At 63.4% G+C, this 18723-nt stretch carries 19 protein-coding genes; 9 read left to right on the top strand and 10 right to left on the bottom strand.

The annotated features are described in order from the left end of the window. The first annotated feature begins 85 nt into the window (after positions 1-85). Positions 86-1165: an isocitrate/isopropylmalate dehydrogenase family protein gene (locus ACIPUD_RS35115; RefSeq protein ID WP_085352110.1), complete on the top strand. Its 1080-nt coding sequence runs from the start codon at positions 86-88 to the stop codon at positions 1163-1165. 33 nt (positions 1166-1198) lie between these two features. On the opposite strand, the gene ACIPUD_RS35110 is transcribed toward ACIPUD_RS35115, so the two are convergent. From ACIPUD_RS35110 to ACIPUD_RS35090, 5 genes are all read right to left on the bottom strand, one after another. Continuing rightward, positions 1199-1483: a hypothetical protein gene (locus tag ACIPUD_RS35110; protein WP_085352111.1), complete on the bottom strand. Its 285-nt coding sequence runs from the start codon at positions 1481-1483 to the stop codon at positions 1199-1201. A 144-nt stretch (positions 1484-1627) separates the two neighbouring features. Then, on the bottom strand, positions 1628-2449 hold the full coding sequence (locus tag ACIPUD_RS35105; RefSeq protein WP_446482472.1) for an enoyl-CoA hydratase: 822 nt from the start codon (positions 2447-2449) through the stop codon (positions 1628-1630). A gap of 111 nt (positions 2450-2560) precedes the next feature. After that, positions 2561-3910 carry a L,D-transpeptidase family protein gene (locus ACIPUD_RS35100; protein WP_018457113.1) on the bottom strand — a complete coding sequence of 450 codons (1350 nt, stop codon included), beginning with the start codon at positions 3908-3910 and terminating at the stop codon, positions 2561-2563. Between the two features lie 374 nt (positions 3911-4284). Then, complete coding sequence (locus tag ACIPUD_RS35095) at positions 4285-4656, bottom strand: helix-turn-helix domain-containing protein (RefSeq protein ID WP_026233304.1); 372 nt, start codon at positions 4654-4656, stop codon at positions 4285-4287. 29 nt (positions 4657-4685) lie between these two features. After that, entirely contained in the window at positions 4686-5732 is a 1047-nt protein-coding gene (locus ACIPUD_RS35090) for a LysR family transcriptional regulator (protein WP_446482471.1), read from the bottom strand. 515 nt (positions 5733-6247) lie between these two features. Here ACIPUD_RS35090 and ACIPUD_RS35085 point away from each other — a divergent pair. Next, complete coding sequence (locus tag ACIPUD_RS35085) at positions 6248-6514, top strand: hypothetical protein (protein WP_018457109.1); 267 nt, start codon at positions 6248-6250, stop codon at positions 6512-6514. A gap of 206 nt (positions 6515-6720) precedes the next feature. Beyond that, complete coding sequence (locus ACIPUD_RS35080; protein ID WP_083926459.1) at positions 6721-7452, top strand: cytochrome c biogenesis CcdA family protein; 732 nt, start codon at positions 6721-6723, stop codon at positions 7450-7452. Here the strand turns inward: ACIPUD_RS35080 and ACIPUD_RS35075 are convergent. The 3 genes from ACIPUD_RS35075 to ACIPUD_RS35065 all read right to left on the bottom strand — a co-directional run bounded on the left by ACIPUD_RS35075 (position 7449) and on the right by ACIPUD_RS35065 (position 10747). After that, positions 7449-8585: a mandelate racemase/muconate lactonizing enzyme family protein gene (locus ACIPUD_RS35075; protein WP_204510576.1), complete on the bottom strand. Its 1137-nt coding sequence runs from the start codon at positions 8583-8585 to the stop codon at positions 7449-7451. The two genes, ACIPUD_RS35080 and ACIPUD_RS35075, sit on opposite strands and share 4 nt — an antisense overlap. 13 nt (positions 8586-8598) lie before the next feature. Beyond that, on the bottom strand, positions 8599-10056 hold the full coding sequence (locus ACIPUD_RS35070) for a sensor histidine kinase (protein ID WP_247300326.1): 1458 nt from the start codon (positions 10054-10056) through the stop codon (positions 8599-8601). A gap of 346 nt (positions 10057-10402) precedes the next feature. After that, the gene (locus ACIPUD_RS35065; protein ID WP_018457104.1) at positions 10403-10747 is read right to left on the bottom strand and encodes a DUF1236 domain-containing protein; all 345 of its coding nucleotides are present in this window, start codon (positions 10745-10747) and stop codon (positions 10403-10405) included. Positions 10748-10884: 137 nt separating this feature from the next. Between ACIPUD_RS35065 and ACIPUD_RS35060 the strand changes: the two genes are divergently transcribed. From ACIPUD_RS35060 to ACIPUD_RS35045, 4 genes are all read left to right on the top strand, one after another. After that, entirely contained in the window at positions 10885-11118 is a 234-nt protein-coding gene (locus ACIPUD_RS35060) for a hypothetical protein (protein ID WP_026233301.1), read from the top strand. Positions 11119-11492: 374 nt separating this feature from the next. Beyond that, complete coding sequence (locus ACIPUD_RS35055) at positions 11493-12491, top strand: TRAP transporter substrate-binding protein (RefSeq protein WP_018457102.1); 999 nt, start codon at positions 11493-11495, stop codon at positions 12489-12491. An 84-nt stretch (positions 12492-12575) separates the two neighbouring features. After that, the gene (locus tag ACIPUD_RS35050; RefSeq protein ID WP_446482470.1) at positions 12576-13091 is read left to right on the top strand and encodes a TRAP transporter small permease; all 516 of its coding nucleotides are present in this window, start codon (positions 12576-12578) and stop codon (positions 13089-13091) included. After that, positions 13088-14407, top strand: a complete 1320-nt coding sequence (locus ACIPUD_RS35045; protein ID WP_018457100.1) for a TRAP transporter large permease — start codon at positions 13088-13090, stop codon at positions 14405-14407. Before ACIPUD_RS35050 ends, ACIPUD_RS35045 begins: the two co-directional genes overlap by 4 nt. A 49-nt stretch (positions 14408-14456) precedes the next feature. Here ACIPUD_RS35045 and ACIPUD_RS35040 read toward each other — a convergent pair whose 3' ends face one another. Next, positions 14457-15731 (bottom strand): serine hydrolase domain-containing protein, encoded by a 1275-nt coding sequence (locus ACIPUD_RS35040; protein ID WP_018457099.1) that lies wholly within the window; start codon positions 15729-15731, stop codon positions 14457-14459. 170 nt (positions 15732-15901) lie between these two features. On the opposite strand from ACIPUD_RS35040, the gene ACIPUD_RS35035 reads away from it, so the two are divergent. Next, complete coding sequence (locus ACIPUD_RS35035; protein WP_085352119.1) at positions 15902-16819, top strand: intradiol ring-cleavage dioxygenase; 918 nt, start codon at positions 15902-15904, stop codon at positions 16817-16819. Between the two features lie 31 nt (positions 16820-16850). Here ACIPUD_RS35035 and ACIPUD_RS35030 read toward each other — a convergent pair whose 3' ends face one another. Beyond that, complete coding sequence (locus ACIPUD_RS35030; RefSeq protein WP_446482486.1) at positions 16851-17744, bottom strand: LysR family transcriptional regulator; 894 nt, start codon at positions 17742-17744, stop codon at positions 16851-16853. Positions 17745-17844: 100 nt separating this feature from the next. Between ACIPUD_RS35030 and ACIPUD_RS35025 the strand changes: the two genes are divergently transcribed. After that, positions 17845-18714, top strand: coding sequence for an SDR family oxidoreductase (locus ACIPUD_RS35025; RefSeq protein WP_018457096.1), 870 nt, complete (start codon positions 17845-17847; stop codon positions 18712-18714). The last annotated feature ends 9 nt before the right edge of the window (positions 18715-18723 follow it).

Below are 18723 nucleotides of genomic sequence, written 5' to 3'. Positions count from 1 at the left end.
ATCCAGAGTGTTTCCGCAGATGCAGTTCTGGATTGCTTCGCTTCGCTCGCAATGACGATTTAGCTCGCTCCTCCTGAGGCTTCCCATGTCCGCAAATAATGCCTTCCACATTGCCGTGCTTGCCGGTGACGGCATCGGTCCCGAAGTCATGGCGCCGGCCATCGAAGTCCTGCGCAAGATCGAGACGAAATCCGGCCTGAGCTTTCGCTTCACCGAGGGGCCGGCGGGCGCCAATCATTATCTCGCCGCCGGCAAGTCGATGCCGGACACCACCATCAAGCTGTGCGAGGAGGCGGACGCGATCCTGCTCGGCGCCTGCGGCCTGCCGTCGGTGCGCTATCCTGACAACACCGAGATCGCGCCGCAGATCGAGCTGCGCTTCATCTTCGATCTCTATGCCGGTGTGCGCCCGGCGCGGCTCATTCCGGGCGTGCCGAGCCCGATCGTCGGCGCCGACCAGCGCGGCATCGATCTCGTCGTGATCAGGGAGTCCACCGAAGGCCTGTTCGCCTCGATGGGCAAGGGCGTCGTCACCCATGAGGAGGCGCGCGAAACCATGGTGATCACGCGCAAGACGTCCGAGCGCCTGTTCGAGTTCTCGTTTCGCCTCGCCGAGCGGCGCAAGGCGCGCGGCAAGCCCGGCGCGCTGGCCTGCGTCGACAAGGCGAACGTGTTCAAGGCCTTTGCGTTCTTCCGCGGCATCTTCGACGAGATCGCCAAGCGTCATCCGGAGGTGAAGACCGACCGGCTCTATGTCGATGCCTGCTCGGCGATGCTGGTGAAGCGTCCCTGGGATTTCGACGTGATGGTGATGGAGAACATGTTCGGAGACATCGTCTCCGACATCACCGCGAGCCTGATCGGCGGCCTCGGCATGGCGCCCTCGGCCGACATCGGCGACAAATACGCAGTGTTCCAGCCGTGCCACGGCACCGCGCCCGACATCATGGGGCAGGGCAAAGCCAATCCCACCGGGATGATCTTGTCGGCTGCAATGATGCTGGACTGGCTCGCCGACAAGCACGGCGTCGAAGGAGCGGCCGAGGCCGGCGAGACCATCGAGCGTGCGGTGGACAAGGTCTATGCCGACGGTCTCAAGCCGATGGAATTTGGTGGCCGCAACGGAACCGCCGACATCACGAAGGCGGTGCTTGCGGCGCTGTAGTCAAGGAAGAGGGGCCTCGCGGCCCCTCGCAATTCACCAGCGACGCCAGTGGCGGTGGCCGCCCCAGCCCCACGGACGGCCGCCGTAGAAGCGTCGCGGGCCGCCGTAAAAACCGTAGGCGCCGTAATAATTCGGACGCCAGAAGCAGCGACCCCAGGGGTTGCAGACCCAGCGCACCTGATCGACGTCGGCTGCCGGGCCGCTCGCGATACGGTCGGCCTGCGGAATGCCGTTCGGCATCGCTGCGAGTGCCTGTCCTGATGCGAGAGCGGCGCCGCCCAGGGCAGCCAGACCAACAACAGCAAATTTCAGTTTCATCGCAATCTCCCTCGTTTGATGGCGAGAGAACTTCCAGCAAATCAGCTGGTTGCTATGGTGTTGCGGGGCCGTGGGAATTTAATCTTCCTGAATGCATGTTCACGTTGCCTGCCGTCGTTGCTGCGCTTCGTGGCAATGACGGAATCACCGTCCCTGGAACTGTGGCTTGCGCTTCTCCATGAACGCCTGTCGGCCCTCGCGAAAATCCGCGCTGTCCATACAAGCCGTGCCGACGGCCCTAATTGCCTCCATGTCGCGTGCGCTTTCGTCCTTCAGCACCTGCGCGATGGTGAGCTTGGCGGCCTTGATCGCGAGTGGTGCATTTTGCGAGATCGTCTCGGCGATGGCCATGGTCTCGCCCCAGAGCTGATCCTCCGGAACCACGCGCTCGACCAACCCGATGCGCAGCGCTTCCGACGCATCGATGCGCATGCCCGTATACATCAGGAGCCGTGCCCAGGACGGGCCAACCAGTGACACCAGGTGCCGCAAGCCGTCATAGCCATAGGCGATGCCGAGCTTCGCCGCGGGAATGCCGAACTGGCTGCCATGGGAGGCGATGCGGATGTCGGCGAGCATCGCCAATTGCATGCCGCCGCCGAGACAAAAACCCTGGATGCAGGCAATCGTTGGCTTGGGATAGTCGGCGAGCAGCGCGCGCTGGGCCGCGCTGCGTTTTGCGTATTCCTCGGAAGCGGCGGCGTTATGGCGCGTCTTCTCGAACTGGCTGATGTCGGCGCCCGACACGAATGCCTTGCCACCGCCGCCGCGCAGGATCACGACGCGCACGGCAGCGTCATCGCGTAAGGCTGTCAGCGCCTCGCCGAATCCCTCCCACATCTCCAGCGACATCGCGTTGCGCTTGTCGGGATTGTTGAAGATGATCACGCCGACGCCACTGGCTGTGTGCTTGAGGATCTTGCCGTCGGCGTAGGGAATTTCGGTCGTGCTGGACATGTCGGACATCGCGGGCGCTTTCGTTGGCGAGGCGCAATGTTCGGCCGGGGCGAGGCCAGGGTCAACCGCGACAACGGATGTGGCTTTGCAGCCGCCTGTGCCGCGATTGCATGGCGCGATCTATCGCGTCATGTGCGCGGTCAGCGGGTGGCTGCCGGCATTGCTGAAGAAGGCCGCCTCTTCGGCGGTCGCCTCCAGCAACTGCTCGTCCTGGTGATAGACGTCGTTGCGGAACTGGACGGTCTGGTCCTTGGTCATCCACGCCGTGAGGTAGATCCAGGCCACCGGCACCTTCTTCGCCATGGCGACGTCGAGATGCTGGCCGCTGGCGATCTCCGCGTCGATCGCGGCGCGGCTCCATTTCGGCTGGTCCTTCAGTAGCCAGGCGGCGAGATCGCGCACATTGTCGACGCGCGAGCAGCCGTGGGAATCGAAGCGGTAATCATCGCTGAACAGATTGCGCTGGTTGGTGTCGTGCATGTAGACCGAATAGGAATTCGGCATGTCGATCTTGACCGCGCCGAGCGCGTTGAACGTGCCGTTGTGCTGGCGCACGGTGAAATTCGGCGTATGCGTGCCCGACCAGTCAACCGAATTCGGGTCGATCGGATTGTCGTGAGCGTCGAGCACCTCCATGTGCATGCGCGACAGATAGGTGGGATCCTTGCGCATATGCGCGGAGATCTCGGTCTTGGCGATCGAGGAGGGCACCGTCCAAGTGGGATTGAGGACGACGCTGCTGATCTGGGCGGTGAGCGTTGGCGAGGGCTTTTCGGTCTTGCCGACGATCACGCGATAGCGCCTTACCACGACGTCGTTCTCGACCGCTTCGGCAAAGGCGGCGGGGATGTTGACCACGACATAGCGCTGGCCGAAGCCGAAATTCATGTTCTCGAGCCGCTGCAGCGAAGCCTCGAGCTGCCGGATGCGGTTCTGCACCGGCACGTTCATCGCCGCGATCGTGCGCGGCGTCATCGTTCCGGTCGGCGCGAGGCCGTGGCGGGCCTGGAAGCGTTTCACGGCGTCGGCGAGATCCTGGTCGAAGGCGCCGCTCGCCTTGTCGGCGGAAAGATCGCCGGAGACGATCAGCCGCTTGCGCAGGAGATCGTCATTGGCGCCCTGGGCGCCGGGCGCGAATTTGGCGTCTGCCGGGATCGTCGGCCAGCCGCCGCGCACGGCCAGATCGGAATAGCTCAGCGCCGCATCCTTGATGCGCTGGGCGGAGCCTTCGTCATAGGTCGGCTCATGCGTCAGCGCGAGCGCTGCGGCCGAACGGCTCTCCGCCGTAGATGCGGCCGCCGGCGCGGCGGTTTTCGGTGCGGCTGCGTGGGCCGGATTGGCGGTGGCCGGCACCGTGCCAGCCGCAGTCGCCGGCTTGGGCCCGGCCTGTCCAATGGTCTCGGTCTGAGCAAGCGCAGAGGCGCTCGCAAGCATGCCGACGGCAATGATTATCGCATGGCGCTTCGACATGTGTCCCATCTTCCCTATGAGAGCGAGGCCCGGACGGGCGCTCGCATCGGCAATTCCCGGTTCGTCGGGCTGATTCGAGAAATCGGCGGGAGGCTAGCGTCTCCCGGTTGCGGCTCCCTCAAGCACGGCGCATCGCGAGCCCCATGCGCAAGGCACGCGGTCTCTGGATTGGGTCGCGACAGGGCAGGAATGGGTTCGCGCAAACCGCGGGCGACGGCGGGAAAAATGGTCAACAAAAAGGGGCGGTCATGCCGCCCCGAGAAGTCCGCGCAAGCGCGGGCCGGATATATCTCGTCCGGGTCTCGTTCAATCCAGCCGCGCCCCGTGACGCGGCGGATTGAACATCGGGCGGAAAGGCACGAACGCCGATCGGCTCAGGCTTCGTTCGCTGCGATCGATTCCATCAGCGAGACGAGCTGACGCTGCACCGTCTGGTCCTTGATCTTGCTGTAGGCGCGCAGCAGGCGGAGGCTGAAGGCCGAGTCCAGGAAGAGCAGGCTCTCGACTTCGCGCGCCTTGTTGTCGCCGTCATAGAAGAAGGTCACGGGCACATCGAGGGCGGTGGCGATCTGCTGAAGCCGGGCCGCGCCGACGCGATTGACGCCCTTCTCGTACTTCTGGACCTGCTGGAAACTGACGCCGAGCTTCTCGCCGAGCTCGGCCTGCGAGACCTTCATCTCGACGCGCCGTAGACGGATTCGCTTGCCCAGCTCAATGTCCGGCTTGCCGGCACTGCGCTGCTTCATTCTCTTCGCCGCTGTCTTCATCTTTTTTCTCATCGGTCTTCGGTTGAAAACCCCCCGAAGAGCTGGGTCAGGGGTTCGCCCATATACTCGTCCTTGAATTCATGCGGGTGCACGAACTCTTCCTTAAACCACGGGAAACGCGCCGGATTGAAGGCTTCGATCAGCCAGTCAATCATGTGCCGTACGCGCGGAATCCGGCCGCTACCAGGATGGTAGGACAACCAGATATCCAGCGGTCTGTTCAGCTCGACCTCCAGTGGAATCAACTTCCCGCCAAGCGCAATGGCGTAGCTCGGGAACACGCCGATTCCGGCGCCATTCGCGACCGCCCAGTAGTTGGCGCTCGAGACGTTGGTCTTCATGACCAGAAGGTCACGTTCCGGAACGCCGGGGAAGAAGCTCTCGAAAGTTTGCTTGGCGGCGAGTTGGTCCGCGAACTGCAGCACCAGGCGGTGCTTGATCAACTCCGCCGCCGAGCGCGGCGCGCCATGTTTTGAAATGTATTTCTCGGAGGCCCAGAACATCAGATGCATGCGGCCGAGCCGCACCAGCTTGACGTCGAGTGCCGAAGGCCGCGACAGGTGAATGGCGACGTCGGCCTCGTGGCGGGAGACGTCGGCCGAACGCATCGCGCAATGCAGATCGACCAGGATCTTCGGATAGGTCTGCTGGAATTCGACCAGTCGCGGGGCGAGCCAGAATGTGCCAAGTCCCTCGGTGACGGCGACGCGGACCTCGCCGGACAGGGCGTTCGCTGTCGAATCGCTGGTGCGCAGCACGTCGAAGGCAGCCGCCTCCATTTGCTCGACGGCGGAGACCACCAGCGCGCCTTCGTCGGTCAGACGGGTGCCGTGGACGTCGCGGGTGAACAACGTGGTGCCGGTCTGGCGTTCGAAATCATCGATCCGGCGGCGAACGGCGTTGATCGACAGCGACAGGCGCTCGGCCGCCGAGCGGAAACTTCCGCATCGGACAACTTCCAGGAAAATGCGCGCCGCATCCCAGTCCGAGAGGCCGCTGACGTTTGTCTTTGAGCGTTCCTCCAGAGGAACGCCCCTTTCCGCCAAGGAGTGCATACAAGTCCCTTCGGGTCGCTAAACTGGCAGAATCTCGGGCAAACCACAACCACGGCGGGTTGGGGAACGACGAGTTTTGAACGTCATCCTTACTACGCCGCAGGTGGTATTCGGGTGCTGCCAAGCCTAGGAACAAGGGCTAGGAATCGGGCAAACCATCGCCCGTATGAGGGGGTGTGGCGTGAGTTCCGTTGTGAGCCGTGACTTGCCTGCGGGATTGTCGGCATTGTCCGCAATGAACGTCCTTGCGCGAGAGCAGGTGCCTTCCACGATGGATCAATTGCAGCACGCCAGGCGTTTTACGAGCGAGCGTTTTACGATCGAGCGCTTTACGACTGAGCGTTTCGACGGCCGGCGGCGCGACGCGATACGCGCCGGAACCGCGGTTTCAAGGCAGAAACACACTGAAATCATGTTCGGGGGCGTAGCGGCCTCGTGTTATCCTCGACGCTCCATGGGGGCCAAAGGGGTCGTCACAACCACGTCTCACAGGCCGAATTAGCGGAAAGAACGCCGTGTCGCATTCAGACGAACAGTTGCAGTCGGTGCTGGAAACGCTCGAAGAGTGCCGCAGGGTGCTCAACGAGAGCAATAGCCGTGAGTCGGCCGAGCTGCTGTCCATTGTCATCCTGGACGTGCGGATGAAGCTCAAAGGAATTGACAGTGCCGATCTCAAGGCACTGTGCGACGAAATGCTGCGGACGGCCACGAGCGAACCGCAGCCCCCTTCCAAGCAGACGCAGGACCAGCCCCGGCGTCCGCTGCTCCGCGTGGTGAAGTAGCCGCGCCGCCGAGTTTCGCTTTTTGGCGAGATTTGTGCGTGTCCCGGTGCCGCATCTGTGATCACAGACGGCATCGGGAGGAGCCCTGGTTTTGTGCGCCTCTGTTGCGCATTCGCTGGCATCGGCTACACCAGAGCCGGTTCGGCTCCGGGCCGCGCGCATTCCCCGCGCGCCGCATCGGCGCCAGAGATGGTTCCGACTGCATCATGCAAAATGTTTCGATCCCGGCGGCGCTGATTGCCGGCCTCGTCAGCTTCCTCTCCCCGTGCGTCCTGCCGCTGGTCCCGCCCTACCTGATCTATCTGACGGGCGCGACGATCGAGCATGTCGAAAGCGAAGAGCCCGCATCCGCCTCCAAACGCGCCATCATGATGTCGGCACTCCTGTTCGTGCTCGGCTTCTCCACGGTGTTCGTGGCGCTCGGCGCCAGCGCCTCGCTGATCGGGGCGCTGATCCGGGCCTGGTCGGCCGAACTCTCGATCCTCGCCGGCATCGTCATCATCGTCATGGGCCTGCACTTCCTCGGCCTGACGCGCATCGGCCTGTTGATGCGCGAGGGACGCTTGACCGCGCCCAAGCCCGTCGGCCTTTGGGGCGCTTATGTGATGGGGCTGGCCTTTGCCTTTGGCTGGACGCCCTGCATCGGCCCGATCCTTGCCGCGATCCTCTCGGTCGCCGCGGCCGAAGCCACGGTGACAAAGGGCGCCGTCCTGCTCGCGGTCTATTCGGCCGGGCTCGGCATTCCCTTCCTGATCGCTGCCCTGATGATCGAGCAGTTTTCCACCCTGTTTGCGCGCATGAAGGGCCATCTCGTCAATGTCGAGCGCGCTATGGGCGTCCTGATGGTGATCACCGGTATTGGATTCCTCACCGGCGCGGTCTCGAACGTGAGCATCTGGCTGCTGGAGACGTTTCCGACGTTGCAGACGATCGGTTAGGCCTCCGCATCAAAGCGCGCTAGCGCGGCGCGGTCGATCTCGATACCGAGGCCCGGCCCCTCGGGCACCCGCACGACGCCGCTCGCATGCTCGATCGGCTCCTGCAAAATCGCCTGCCGGATCGGATGTTCAGTGCGGTCGAATTCCAGCATCGGCTCGAGCGGTGACAGCGAAGTCGGCGTTTGCGAGGGCAGCACCGCGAGGAGCTGGAGCGAGGCGGCGATCGCAATCCCGGTGCCCCAGACGTGCGGATTGTAGCGGATGCCGAACGCCTCACTCATGTCGGCGATCTTCTTGCATTCACTCAAACCACCCGCCGCGCAGGTGTCGGGCTGGGCGATGTCGAGCGCGTGCGAGACGAACAGCTCGCGGAAGCCGAAGCGCGTGAATTCGCACTCGCCGCCGGCGACCGGAATCGTGAGCGCGGATTTCACCGCGCGATAGCCCGCGACATCCTCCGGCGGCACCGGCTCCTCAAACCATCCGATGTCATGGCGCTCGATCAGGCGGCCGAGCCGGATCGCCGCGACCGCGTCATAGGCGTGGTTCGCATCGACCATCAGCGCGACATCGGGGCCGATCGCCTCGCGCACCGCGCGGGTGATTGCGGCATCTTCGGCGATGCCGAAACCGACCTTCAACTTCACGGCACGGAATCCCTCGGCGGCATAACCCGCCGCTTCCTCCGGCAGATAGGTCAGCGGATCGCCTGACTTGCGCCGGTAGAGACCGGTTGCGTAGGCGGCAACCTGCTTGCGCGCGGCGCCGCCGAGAAGCTGATGCACGGGTACGCCAAAATGCTTGCCCTTGATGTCCCATAGCGCGATGTCGATGCCGCTCATTCCCTGGATCACGACGCCCTTCTGGCCGTGATCGCGCAAGCGCGCGTAGACCATCTGCCATAGCACGTCGGTGCCCAACGGATCCTCGCCGATCAGCCATGGTTCGATGCTGCGAACTACCGCCGCCGTCATGCGTGCCGGACCGTAGCATTCGCCCCATCCGATAAGACCATTGTCGGTCTCGATCTCGACCAGCATTGCGGTGCGCGTGTCGTACCAGGCGCGCGAATAGGCAAAGGGCTGCGACAGCTTTGCTTCGAGAATGTGCGTGCGAACCCTAGTGATCTTCATTGCCGGCCTCCGTTCATCGCGCCTCGTCCAGCGCGCAAATCACCGTGCAGACCACGCCGCGGGGCAGGAAGTCGACCGTTGCCTCGCCGCCGAGCTGGTCGCGCGCGCTGCGCTCGATCAGGCGCGAGCCGAAGCCGCGTTGCACCGGCGCCGTCACCGGCGGTCCGCCGATCTCGGTCCAGATCAGGCGCAGCCGCGGCTTCGGCGCATCGGCGACGACCTGCCACTCCAGCGTCACCCGGCCGGTCTCGTTGGATAGCGCGCCGTATTTCGCCGCGTTGGTGGCGATCTCGTGCACGATCATCGACAGCACCACGGCGAGCCGCGGCGACAGCGGCACCGCGGGTCCGGCCATGCGGATGCGCTCCGGATTATTCAGCAGGAACGGCTGGAGCGCGCGGGCGATCACGTCCCGCAGCTCGGAGCCCGCCCATTTCTCCTGGCTGAGCAAATTATGCGCCTCGGCCAGCGCGCCGAGCCGGCCCTCGAATTTTACCCGCTCGTCCCGGCTGGCGCTGCGGAAGGTCTGCACCGCGATCGCCTGCATCAACGCGAGCGTGTTCTTGACGCGATGGTTGAGCTCGTCGATCAGGAGATCGTGCAGCATCTCGCCGCGCGCGATCGTGGTCGCCATCCGGACCGCGAAGGTCAGGCCGGTCAGCAGCAGGACGCCGCCGATAAAACTGGTGATCGCGATGTTGCGCCAGAGCGGAGCGATTAGCGAGGTCTCGGCGACGCCGGCCACGATGGTCCAGCCGGTCAGCCGCGACCTCGTATAGACGGTGGACAACGCGACGCCGTCGAGCGAAACCGTCGAGAGTGCGGCTTCCGGCGTGCGCAACATACTCTCGTACAGTGCGCCGGTAGCCCGTTTGCCAAAGATCTCCGTAGGGTTCGGCGTGCGCGCGAACACGATAGCCTTGGTGTCGAGCAGGGAGACCGTCCAATCCCGGTCGGGCCGTTGCTTTTCCACCAGGTCCTGAAAGGTGCTGACCGGCGGGCTGAAGCAGAGGTCGTAGATCACTTCGCCGTCGCGGAGCACCGGAACCTCGACCGTAAGCACCTGCCGGCCGTTGATCGCGCCGGTGAACAGGTCGGAATATTGCGGCGACCTGGTCGCAAACACCTTCTCGATGATCTCAAGATGACCGCGTGGCGGCAGGCTTGCGGTGTCCTCGGTCGCGGAGGAAAACAACAGCCGGCCCTTGCGATCGGAGATCAGGACGAGGCCGCCTTTGCCGTACTGGTCGACGAAGCCGAGCGCGATGCGGCGGAAGCTCTGGAAGTCGTCGTTGCGCAGCGAATTCGTCAGTGCAAGCACCTGCAGGCCGCCGGTCATCCGCTGCACTTCGGAGTCCAGCACGAGGCGCATGCTGCGCACATTCTCCAGCACGCGGCGGGTCGCGTCGTTGCGGTCCTGTTTGTAATTGTAGACGGCAATGCCGACCGCGAAGACGATCAGCGGCAACATCGTTCCCGTCACCAGAAGAGCGAGCCGGACCGGCAAAGTGAGCTTTGACAAACGCGGGCGTCCCGGTTCCAGCGCAGGGGAGCGCCGGATTTATGATTTTGGGAGACCATAGGGGCGGGATTTGCGCTACGCCAATAATTTTTGCGTTCGGACGCGCCGCCCAGGAAGAAGATTTTGCAGCGCGGTCCGCGGCTGCGCCTCAGCTCATGCTGATTGCGGTCAGTAGGAGACACATGGCGTACACGGCCGCCAGGCTGAGCCCGGCGATCCGGGCCTCTCGATGCGATTTCATAATGTCAACTCCCAGAGAGGGAGGCCGCCTCAAGGCGGCCCCCTTACACCTGGATCAATCAATTTCCTGAACGACCGTGCGCGTACCGGGATCGACGAGCATCACGCGATCGCCGGAGTAGACGTAGCGATACTTCGTCAGCGACGGACCCCAGTCTGCGGGAACGGCCTCAAGCTCGACGTCGCTCGGCACCGCCGCACCGACAACGATCTTTTCCTTCGTGGTCACCGGGCGAATGCGATGCTCGGTGACGTAGGATTTGATCTTGGTTCGGTACTGCGGCTCGATCTGGACGGCCGCCGCGTGGCCCGTCCCGGTCGTCGTCACGACGGTCGATTGCGCGAAAGCACCGGTCGACATCAGGACCGCCGCGGCGGAAAGCAGGAACAACTTCTTCATCTCGTTCTCCTCGTTTGAACATGCGCCGCAACAACCCCTCATTGCGGACAGCGTTCCCGGCTCAGGGAACTAATTGCCGCTTTTTCCCGTTTGTAGATGACCGGGCTGACGGCTCGGGCTCTGGAGGAGGACTACAAATGAAGTTGAAGATAGTAACTGCAGCATTGATGCTTTCCGCAATATCCCTGCCGGCGTTCGCGGCCGACGAGTTCTATGTCGTGCAGGACGTCAAGACGAAGAAGTGCACAATCGTCGACAAGAAGCCGACGGACACGTCCATGACCGTCGTCAGCCCATCGGGCGCGATCTACAAATCGCGCACCGAAGCTGAAGCCGGCATGAAGACCGTCAAGGTCTGCACGTCCAACTGAGGAGGATGACAAATGCCAGTTCTGATTCTCTGGGCCGTGCCGGCCGTGCTGGTGATCGGCGGCGGCATCTATCTGATCGGCCACATGCACTAAGCGGCAGTGGAAGGCGGGTCTGTGCGTGCAGCGCACGGGCCCGCACGCCGTCTGTCTGCTAAGAGAGGCTGCTCCCCTCGGCCTGCCACGCACCGGCAGGAGCGCAAGTTGCAGTGCAGCAGTTCGCGAAAGGGGTGGCCCTGCGACGAAGAGGGCCTCCCGCGCGCGTGAAATGACTTCCGTCCCGCCGAGGTTTTCCATACGCTTCCCACTCGCAAGCCGCATACCGGCTGCGCTCACGGCCCGGCGACAGGGCCGGAGCATCAAAAGGAGGGGAGACGATGAAGCGAAGATCATTTCTCGCTGGGCTCGGCGCGACCACTGCGGCGGCTGCGATGGGCATGCCGTCAATCGTCAGGGCACAGTCGCCGATCACATTGAACGGCGCGGTCCAGTTCAACGACGACCACGCCTTCAACCGGGCCCTGCTCCGGTTCGAAGAGCTGGTCAAGAAGTACTACGGCAAGCCCGTCAACTTCACACTGCACAGGAATTCCTCGCTTGGCCTCGAAAAGCAATATTTCGAGTACATGTCGCAGGGCAAAGCCGTCGATTACGGCATCGTCTCGCCGGCTCACATGTCGACCTTCGCCAAGGCGGCCCCGTTCATCGACGCGCCCTTCGTGTTCAAGGGCATCGACCACATGAACAAGGTCGTCGAAGCCAATATCCTGGCGCCGATCGCCGACGAAGTCGCGTCCAAGGCCGAGGTCGTTCTGATCGGCTATTCCGGCGGTGGCATCCGCAATATCTTCGCCAACAAGCCGCTCAAGACTCTCGCCGACCTTAGGGGACTCAAGGTGCGCGTACAGGGCGCGCCGATCTGGTCGAAGACCTTTGCGGCCGTGGGCATGAGCCCGACGGTGATCGCCTACAACGAAATCTACAACGCGATCCAGAACGGCGTGATTGCGGCCGGCGAGAACGAGGCGGCCGGCGTCGAGGCGATGAAGTTCTACGAAGTGGCTCCGCATCTCAACCTGACCCAACACGCCGTGTCGATCCGGCCGATCTGCTTCTCGGTGAAGACGCTAAAGACCTTGCCGAAGGAGTTGCAGGACGCGATCATGAAGGCCGGCAAGGAGGCCGGCGACTACGGCCGACAACTGGAGTCGAGTGAAGAAGTCGTCAAGCTCGACACGCTGGAGAAGGCCGGGAAGCTCAAGCGCGTTCCCTTCGAAGAACGGGACGCCATGAAGAAGCTCGCCGATCCCGTGATGGCCACCTACGCCAAGGAAATTGGCGCGGAAGGCATTTTCGAGAAGATCAACGTCGTCTGAAAACTGTCGCCGCCCACGCGACAGGACGTCGGGGCAAGCCAGACGGCTTGCCCCATTGCGTGATTGTGATCCCCCGGAGTCGTGATGACTGAAATATCGATGCCACCGAACCCGTCGCCATGGCGCCGAGCAACGGCGGCCTATGCAAAACTGCTGGAAATCCTGCTCGCCGCCTCCGTCGGTATGCTGGTCATTCCGGTCACGTTGCAGATCATCTCGCGCTACACGCCTTTGATTCCGTCCTACATCTGGACCGAGGAGATGGCGCGGTTCATGTTCATCTGGACGATCATCATTGGCGCCATGGTCGGCATCAGAGAGTCGCAGCATTTTGAAGTCGACGTCTGGCCTGACCTGTCACGCCGAAGCGAAGCCATGGTCCGGATTCTCGCGCGGCTCGGCGTGCTGGCGCTGGCACTGGTGTTCGTAACCGCCGGAATCGAGTTCACCCGCTTTGCCTGGAACAGAACTTCGGAGCTGGCCGATCTGCCGCTTTGGCTGATCCACGTCGCCTGGCCGATTTCCGGCGTGACCTGGATCGTGTTCGCCGGTGAACAGATCGTCGACGAGATGCGGATTTTGTTTGGGGCAAATCAATGAGCGGCAATGTTCTTTCTGCCGGGCAGGCCGCAATGGTCCTGTTCGGTACTTTCGTTGGCCTGCTCATCATCCGCGTCCCGGTCGCCTTCGCGCTTGGCCTTGCCTGCGTGCCGATCCTGCTGATCGAGCCGCATCTGTCGCTGATGACGCTCGCGCAGGAAACCTTCAACGCCTACAATTCATTCATCCTGCTAGCGGTCCCGTTCTTCCTGCTCACCGCCAATCTGATGAGCATCGGCGGCATCACCGACCGGCTGGTCGCGCTGTCCCGCTCGATGGTCGGGCACTGGCCGGGGTCGCTGGCGCAGATCAACGTGGTGCTGTCGGTGTTCTTTGCCGGCATCTCCGGATCCTCCACCGCGGACGCGGCGAGCCAGTCCAAGATATTCATCGATGCCCAGACCAAGGAGGGCTACGACCTCTCGTTCTCGATCGCCATCACCGCGGTCTCGGCCGTGCTCGCCGTCATCATCCCACCCTCGATCCTGATGATCGTGTGGGGCGGACTGATCTCGACCTCGATCGCCGCGATGTACCTCGCAGGCATCGTGCCGGGATTGCTAATCGCGGGCGCGCAGATGGCAACAGTGCATATCTATGCCGTGCGCCGGGGCTATCCGACCTATCCGAAGGACACCTGGAGGGAGATGTGCTGCGCCATCTGGCGCTCGATACCGGCGCTGATGACGCCGTTCATCATTGTCGGCGGCATCCTGCTGGGGTGGTTCACCGCGACCGAATCCGCCTGCGTCGCAGTGCTCTATTCCGTGGCGCTGTCGACGTTCTTCTACCGTGAAACCGGCGCGCGCGAACTCTACAAGGCGCTGCTCGATACCGGGCGCCTTGCCGGCGTGGCGCTGTTCTGCGTCGGTACCGCGAGCGCGTTCGGCTGGCTGCTGGCCTATTACAGGATTCCGCAGGAACTGCTGGCTAACGTCTCGACCTGGGGCATGGGCGCGATCGGGGCCGGCTTCTTCATCGCGTTCTGCTTTCTGGTGGTGGGCTGCTTCCTCGACGCCATTCCGGCGATCATCATCGTCGGCACCGTTCTCGAACCGCTGGCGAAATCGGTCGACCTTCATCCGGTGCAGTTTGCGATCATCTCGATCGTCTCGCTCGCCTTCGGATTGGTGACGCCGCCTTATGGCCTCTGCTTGATGATCGCCTGCTCGATCGCCGGGGTACGGCTGCGCTATGCGCTTAAGGACACGGTGATCATGCTGATCCCCATGCTGCTCGTGCTGGCGGCGCTCATTATTTGGCCCAGCGTTTCCCTGTTCCTGCCGCGCCTGATCGTGCCGGAGATGTTGAAATGAGCGGGGCTTGATCCCGCGGCTCTGATGCCGCGGAATCGGTGCATTTTTCTCAGAGATTGCTCTCGGTGATCGCAGCGTAGACCATGCTGCGCAGCTCGCGCCGGAGCGGGTAGGCGCTCGACGGCAGCACCTGCGTCATGAAGATGGTGATCAATTCTTCGGCCGGGTCGATCCAGAACGAAGTCGTGGCCGCGCCGCCCCAATTGTATTCACCGGGGCTGCCGGCGACCAGCGTCTCGGCCGGGCGCATCGTCACGGCGAAGCCGAGGCCGAAGCCGATGCCGTTGTAGGCGGCTTCCGCGAACAGCGAGCGCGACACTTCCGGCAGCGAGCGTCCACCCGGAATGTGGTTGGTCGTCATCAGCGCCAGCGTCTTCGGCCCGATCAACCTGACGCCGCCGAGTTCGCCGCCATTGAGCAGCGCACGGCAGAAGGTGAGATAGTCGGCCGTCGTCGAGCACAGCCCGCCGCCGCCCGAAATCAGGGACGGCGGTGACAGGAACGAACTCTTGGTTGGATCATCCTGCAACGTCAGGCCCTCGCGGCGCTGGCCGGCATGGAAGGTCATGCCGCCACCCGGGTCGGCCGAGTAACAGGCAGCGAACCGGTGGGCCTTGGAAGCCGGCACGTGGAAATCAGTGTCGGTCATGCCGAGTGGATCGAGAATGCGCTGTTTCAGGAACTGCTCGAAGGGTATGCCGGAGATCTTGCCAATGAGGTAGCCGAGCACGTCGGTCGAAACCGAGTAATTCCAGGCCTCGCCCGGCGAGAACTCCAGCGGGATTTTTGCAAGGCTCTCGATCATGGTCTGGAGCGTGCCGGATTTCTCGACCTCGCCGATCTTTTCGGCGCGGTAGGCGGCATCGACGTTCGAGCGCTGCTGGAAGCCGTAGGTGAGGCCGGAGGTGTGGCGCAGGAGGTCGACGATCAGCATCGGCCGCGACGGCGGCCGGGTCAGGAAGGAAGGCGCAGTGCCGGCGACGAACACGCCGAGATCCTTCCATTCCGGAATGTACTTGGCGACCGGCTCATCGATGGCGACGAGGCCTTGCTCGACCAGCATCATGAAGGCGACGCTGGTGAGCGGCTTCGTCATGGAATAGATGCGGTAGATGGTGTCATCCTTGACGGGCAGCTTGCGTTCGACGTCGGCAAAACCCTGCACCGAGCTGTGGGCGATCTTGCCACGGCGATAGACCAGGAGATGCGTGCCCGGGAAGCGACCGGCATCGATGTACCGGCTCTTCAGATGCGCATCGACACGGTCGAGCGCGGCCTTGGACATGCCCACGGATTCGGGCGAGGCGGGGGTGGGGGCGAGCATCAGTTCCTCCGAAAGTTTTGTCCGCCGTTGATAGCCGAAAAGGCGGTCTTATTCCAAGCCGGTCGCGCTTAACGCCGGCCGGCTGTTTGGTGTAGGCTTCACTTTGGAACGCCTCCAAGCAGCCCAAAAAGATCCCCAACGGGCCAATGAGAAAACGCAGGCAAACGACCATGACCCAGTTCAACGAAACCGAACTCACCGAAGCCGTCGTCCGGAGCTTTGACCAGACACCTGACCCGCGCGCGAAATTCCTGCTCCAGGAATTGGTGAAGTCGCTGCACGATTACGTGAGCAAGACCGGCCTCACTTTCGCGGAATGGGAATACGCCATCGATTTCCTGACCCGCACCGGCCAGAAATGCACGGACACACGACAGGAATTCATCCTGCTGTCCGACGTGCTCGGCGTCTCCATGCTGGTCGACGCGGTCAACCATCGCGAGCGCGAGGGCGCCACCCAGACCACCGTGCTCGGGCCGTTCTATGTCGGCGAGCACAAGGTGACGGCGCACGGAACCGACATCTCTCCGAACAATCAAACCGGCGAACGGATGTTCGTGCAGAGCCGTGTCACCGATCTCGACGGCAAGCCGCTCGCGAATGTCCCCGTCGACGTCTGGCACGCTGACGATGACGGCTTCTATGACTCGCAGAAGCCGAACTATGACGAGGTCGGCGCCTCGGCGCGGGCGCGCTTCATCACCGACAGCGATGGCCGCTTCTTCTTCCGCACCATCTTGCCGTGCAGCTACCCGATCCCGACCGACGGCCCGGTCGGCGAGATGATCGTGCAGACCAACCGCCACCCGATGCGCCCGGCGCATGTGCACTTCCTGGTCAATGCCAAGGGCTACGAGCCGCTGATCACCCACGTCTTCATGGACGGCGACAAATATCTGGATTCCGACGTGGTGTTCGGCGTGAAGGACGACCTCGTCGCCAAGGTCGAGCCGCGCAACGATGCGGCGATGCCCGACGGCAGCAAGGCGAACGGGCAGTGGCATCTGATGAGCTACGAATTCCACCTCAAGCCGGGCGGCGGCATGGCGCCGAGGCCGCTGGGGACGAAGGCGGAGGAGCACGCCTGACCGTCAGGCGCGAGCAGCGCGCGCCACCCGCTCATCTCCCGATAAACGCCGCCAGCTCGTCAGGCGTCCCCATCGGAAAGGCTTCTTTCATGAAGTCGAGGAAGGCGGAGACGCGCGCGCTCAACAGCCGGCGCGATGGATAGAGCGTCCACAACGCGATCTCTGGTCCGTCGATGTCGCCCCAATGCACCAGCGTGCCGGCAGCCAGGTCGTGACTGACCAGTGATACCGGAAGGCGTGTGGCGCCGACGCCCGCCCGGACCGCGTCGCGAACCATGACGAGCGATGACAGGCGCAGGACCGGATCAATCGCGATGCGCGACCTTCCACTGGGCATCGTGACTTCCCAGCTTGTCAGCTGGTCGCCCGCTCCGCGCATGACAGCCGGCACAGCGATGCCGTCCCTCGGTCGTTTCAGGTCCGGGCTTGCCACGACCACCAGCCGATCGCGCAGAAAGATTCGTCCGACAAGGCTGTCATCCGGATCGGGATTGACCCGAATGACGAGGTCATACCCTTCCTCCACCATGTCGACGGAGCGATCTTCCGTCGTGACCTCAAGACGGATCTCCGGATATCTGAGCGCGAACCCGGCCGCGAGGTTTCCCATTGCAGTCTGCGAGAACAGCAAGGGCGCGCTGATCCGCAAGCGCCCCCGCGGCCTGTCCCCACCCGAGGCGATCGCTGTCGCCGTCTCATCGAGCTCGGTGAGCAAGGCCCCCGTCCGCTCGTAAAGGGCGCGTCCTTCCTGTGTGAGTTTCAGGGTGCGCGCCCCGCGCTCGAACAGGCGCAGGTCGAGGGCAGCTTCCAGCTCGGCGACCCGCCGGGACAGGGTGGCTTTCGGGCGTCCGGTGGCGCGTGCGGCCCGTCCGAAGCCGCCGTGCCGGGCGACGAGATTGAAGTCGGTCAGTGCGAGCAGGTACATCGTTCCACCAGTGAGACAGTCCGTCCAAATATAGCGGCTATCGGTTCGTTTGTGGATCGCTAATTTCCGGGTGTCTTCTGACCAACCCGGAGTGATCTCCATGACCATCCTCGTTACCGGTGCAACCGGCACCGTCGGCCGCCACGTCGTCGAACAGCTCGCCAAACGCGGCGCCGATGTCCGTGCTCTCGCCCGCGATCCAGCCAAGGCAAACCTCCCGGCAGGCGTCACCGTCGTGCAGGGCGACCTGCTCGACGTCGACTCGATCCGCAGCGCATTCAAGGGCGTCTCGACCCTGTTCCTGCTCAACGCAGTGGTGCCGGATGAATTCACGCAAGCGCTGATCGCGCTCAACGTCGCCCGCGAGGCTGGTGTCGAGCGGGTCGTATACCTCTCGGTGATCCACAGCGATCGCTACGTGAACGTCCCGCACTTTGCCGGCAAGTTCGGCGTCGAGCGGATGATCGAGCAGATGGGCTTCAACGCCACCATCCTGCGCACGGCGTACTTCATGAACAACGACGTCACGATCAAGGACGTGGTGACCGGATACGGCATCTATCCGATGCCGATCGGGAGCAAGGGGCTCGCCATGATCGATGCGCGCGACATCGGTGAGATATCGGCCCTCGAGCTCATCCGTCGTGAGCGCGCCGCAACGCCGCTTGCGCTCGACCGCGTCAATCTCGTCGGTCCTGATACGCTGACCGGCGCGAAAGCCGCCGCGGTCTGGTCGGAGGTGCTGGGCCGCACGGTCGCCTATCCCGGTGACGATACCGCCGGCTTCGAGAAGAATCTCCGGCAGTTCATGCCGAGCTGGATGGCCTACGACATGCGGCTGATGAGCGAGCGTTTCCTCACCGAGGGAATGGTCCCCGAAGCCGGCGACGTCGAGCGTCTGACCGCGTTGTTGGGCCGTCCCCTGCGCTCCTATCGCGACTTCGTCTCCGAAATCGCGGCCTCTGCCTGACGGCATGGG

Source organism: Bradyrhizobium sp. CAR08, from assembly GCF_052871955.1.
Note: the sequence above shows the minus strand (reverse complement) of the source record. Positions and strands in the feature narration are given on the sequence as shown.

Excerpts from the sequence above, each read along its gene's own strand:
- ACIPUD_RS35115 (WP_085352110.1), top strand. The coding sequence starts at position 86 with ATGTCCGCAAATAATGCCTTCCACATTGCCGTGCTTGCCGGTGACGGC.
- ACIPUD_RS35110 (WP_085352111.1), bottom strand. The coding sequence starts at position 1,483 with ATGAAACTGAAATTTGCTGTTGTTGGTCTGGCTGCCCTGGGCGGCGCC.
- ACIPUD_RS35105 (WP_446482472.1), bottom strand. The coding sequence starts at position 2,449 with ATGTCCGACATGTCCAGCACGACCGAAATTCCCTACGCCGACGGCAAG.
- ACIPUD_RS35100 (WP_018457113.1), bottom strand. The coding sequence starts at position 3,910 with ATGTCGAAGCGCCATGCGATAATCATTGCCGTCGGCATGCTTGCGAGC.
- ACIPUD_RS35095 (WP_026233304.1), bottom strand. The coding sequence starts at position 4,656 with ATGAAGCAGCGCAGTGCCGGCAAGCCGGACATTGAGCTGGGCAAGCGA.
- ACIPUD_RS35090 (WP_446482471.1), bottom strand. The coding sequence starts at position 5,732 with ATGCACTCCTTGGCGGAAAGGGGCGTTCCTCTGGAGGAACGCTCAAAG.
- ACIPUD_RS35080 (WP_083926459.1), top strand. The coding sequence starts at position 6,721 with ATGCAAAATGTTTCGATCCCGGCGGCGCTGATTGCCGGCCTCGTCAGC.
- ACIPUD_RS35075 (WP_204510576.1), bottom strand. The coding sequence starts at position 8,585 with ATGAAGATCACTAGGGTTCGCACGCACATTCTCGAAGCAAAGCTGTCG.
- ACIPUD_RS35070 (WP_247300326.1), bottom strand. The coding sequence starts at position 10,056 with ATGTTGCCGCTGATCGTCTTCGCGGTCGGCATTGCCGTCTACAATTAC.
- ACIPUD_RS35065 (WP_018457104.1), bottom strand. The coding sequence starts at position 10,747 with ATGAAGAAGTTGTTCCTGCTTTCCGCCGCGGCGGTCCTGATGTCGACC.
- ACIPUD_RS35060 (WP_026233301.1), top strand. The coding sequence starts at position 10,885 with ATGAAGTTGAAGATAGTAACTGCAGCATTGATGCTTTCCGCAATATCC.
- ACIPUD_RS35055 (WP_018457102.1), top strand. The coding sequence starts at position 11,493 with ATGAAGCGAAGATCATTTCTCGCTGGGCTCGGCGCGACCACTGCGGCG.
- ACIPUD_RS35050 (WP_446482470.1), top strand. The coding sequence starts at position 12,576 with ATGACTGAAATATCGATGCCACCGAACCCGTCGCCATGGCGCCGAGCA.
- ACIPUD_RS35045 (WP_018457100.1), top strand. The coding sequence starts at position 13,088 with ATGAGCGGCAATGTTCTTTCTGCCGGGCAGGCCGCAATGGTCCTGTTC.
- ACIPUD_RS35040 (WP_018457099.1), bottom strand. The coding sequence starts at position 15,731 with ATGCTCGCCCCCACCCCCGCCTCGCCCGAATCCGTGGGCATGTCCAAG.
- ACIPUD_RS35035 (WP_085352119.1), top strand. The coding sequence starts at position 15,902 with ATGACCCAGTTCAACGAAACCGAACTCACCGAAGCCGTCGTCCGGAGC.
- ACIPUD_RS35030 (WP_446482486.1), bottom strand. The coding sequence starts at position 17,744 with ATGTACCTGCTCGCACTGACCGACTTCAATCTCGTCGCCCGGCACGGC.
- ACIPUD_RS35025 (WP_018457096.1), top strand. The coding sequence starts at position 17,845 with ATGACCATCCTCGTTACCGGTGCAACCGGCACCGTCGGCCGCCACGTC.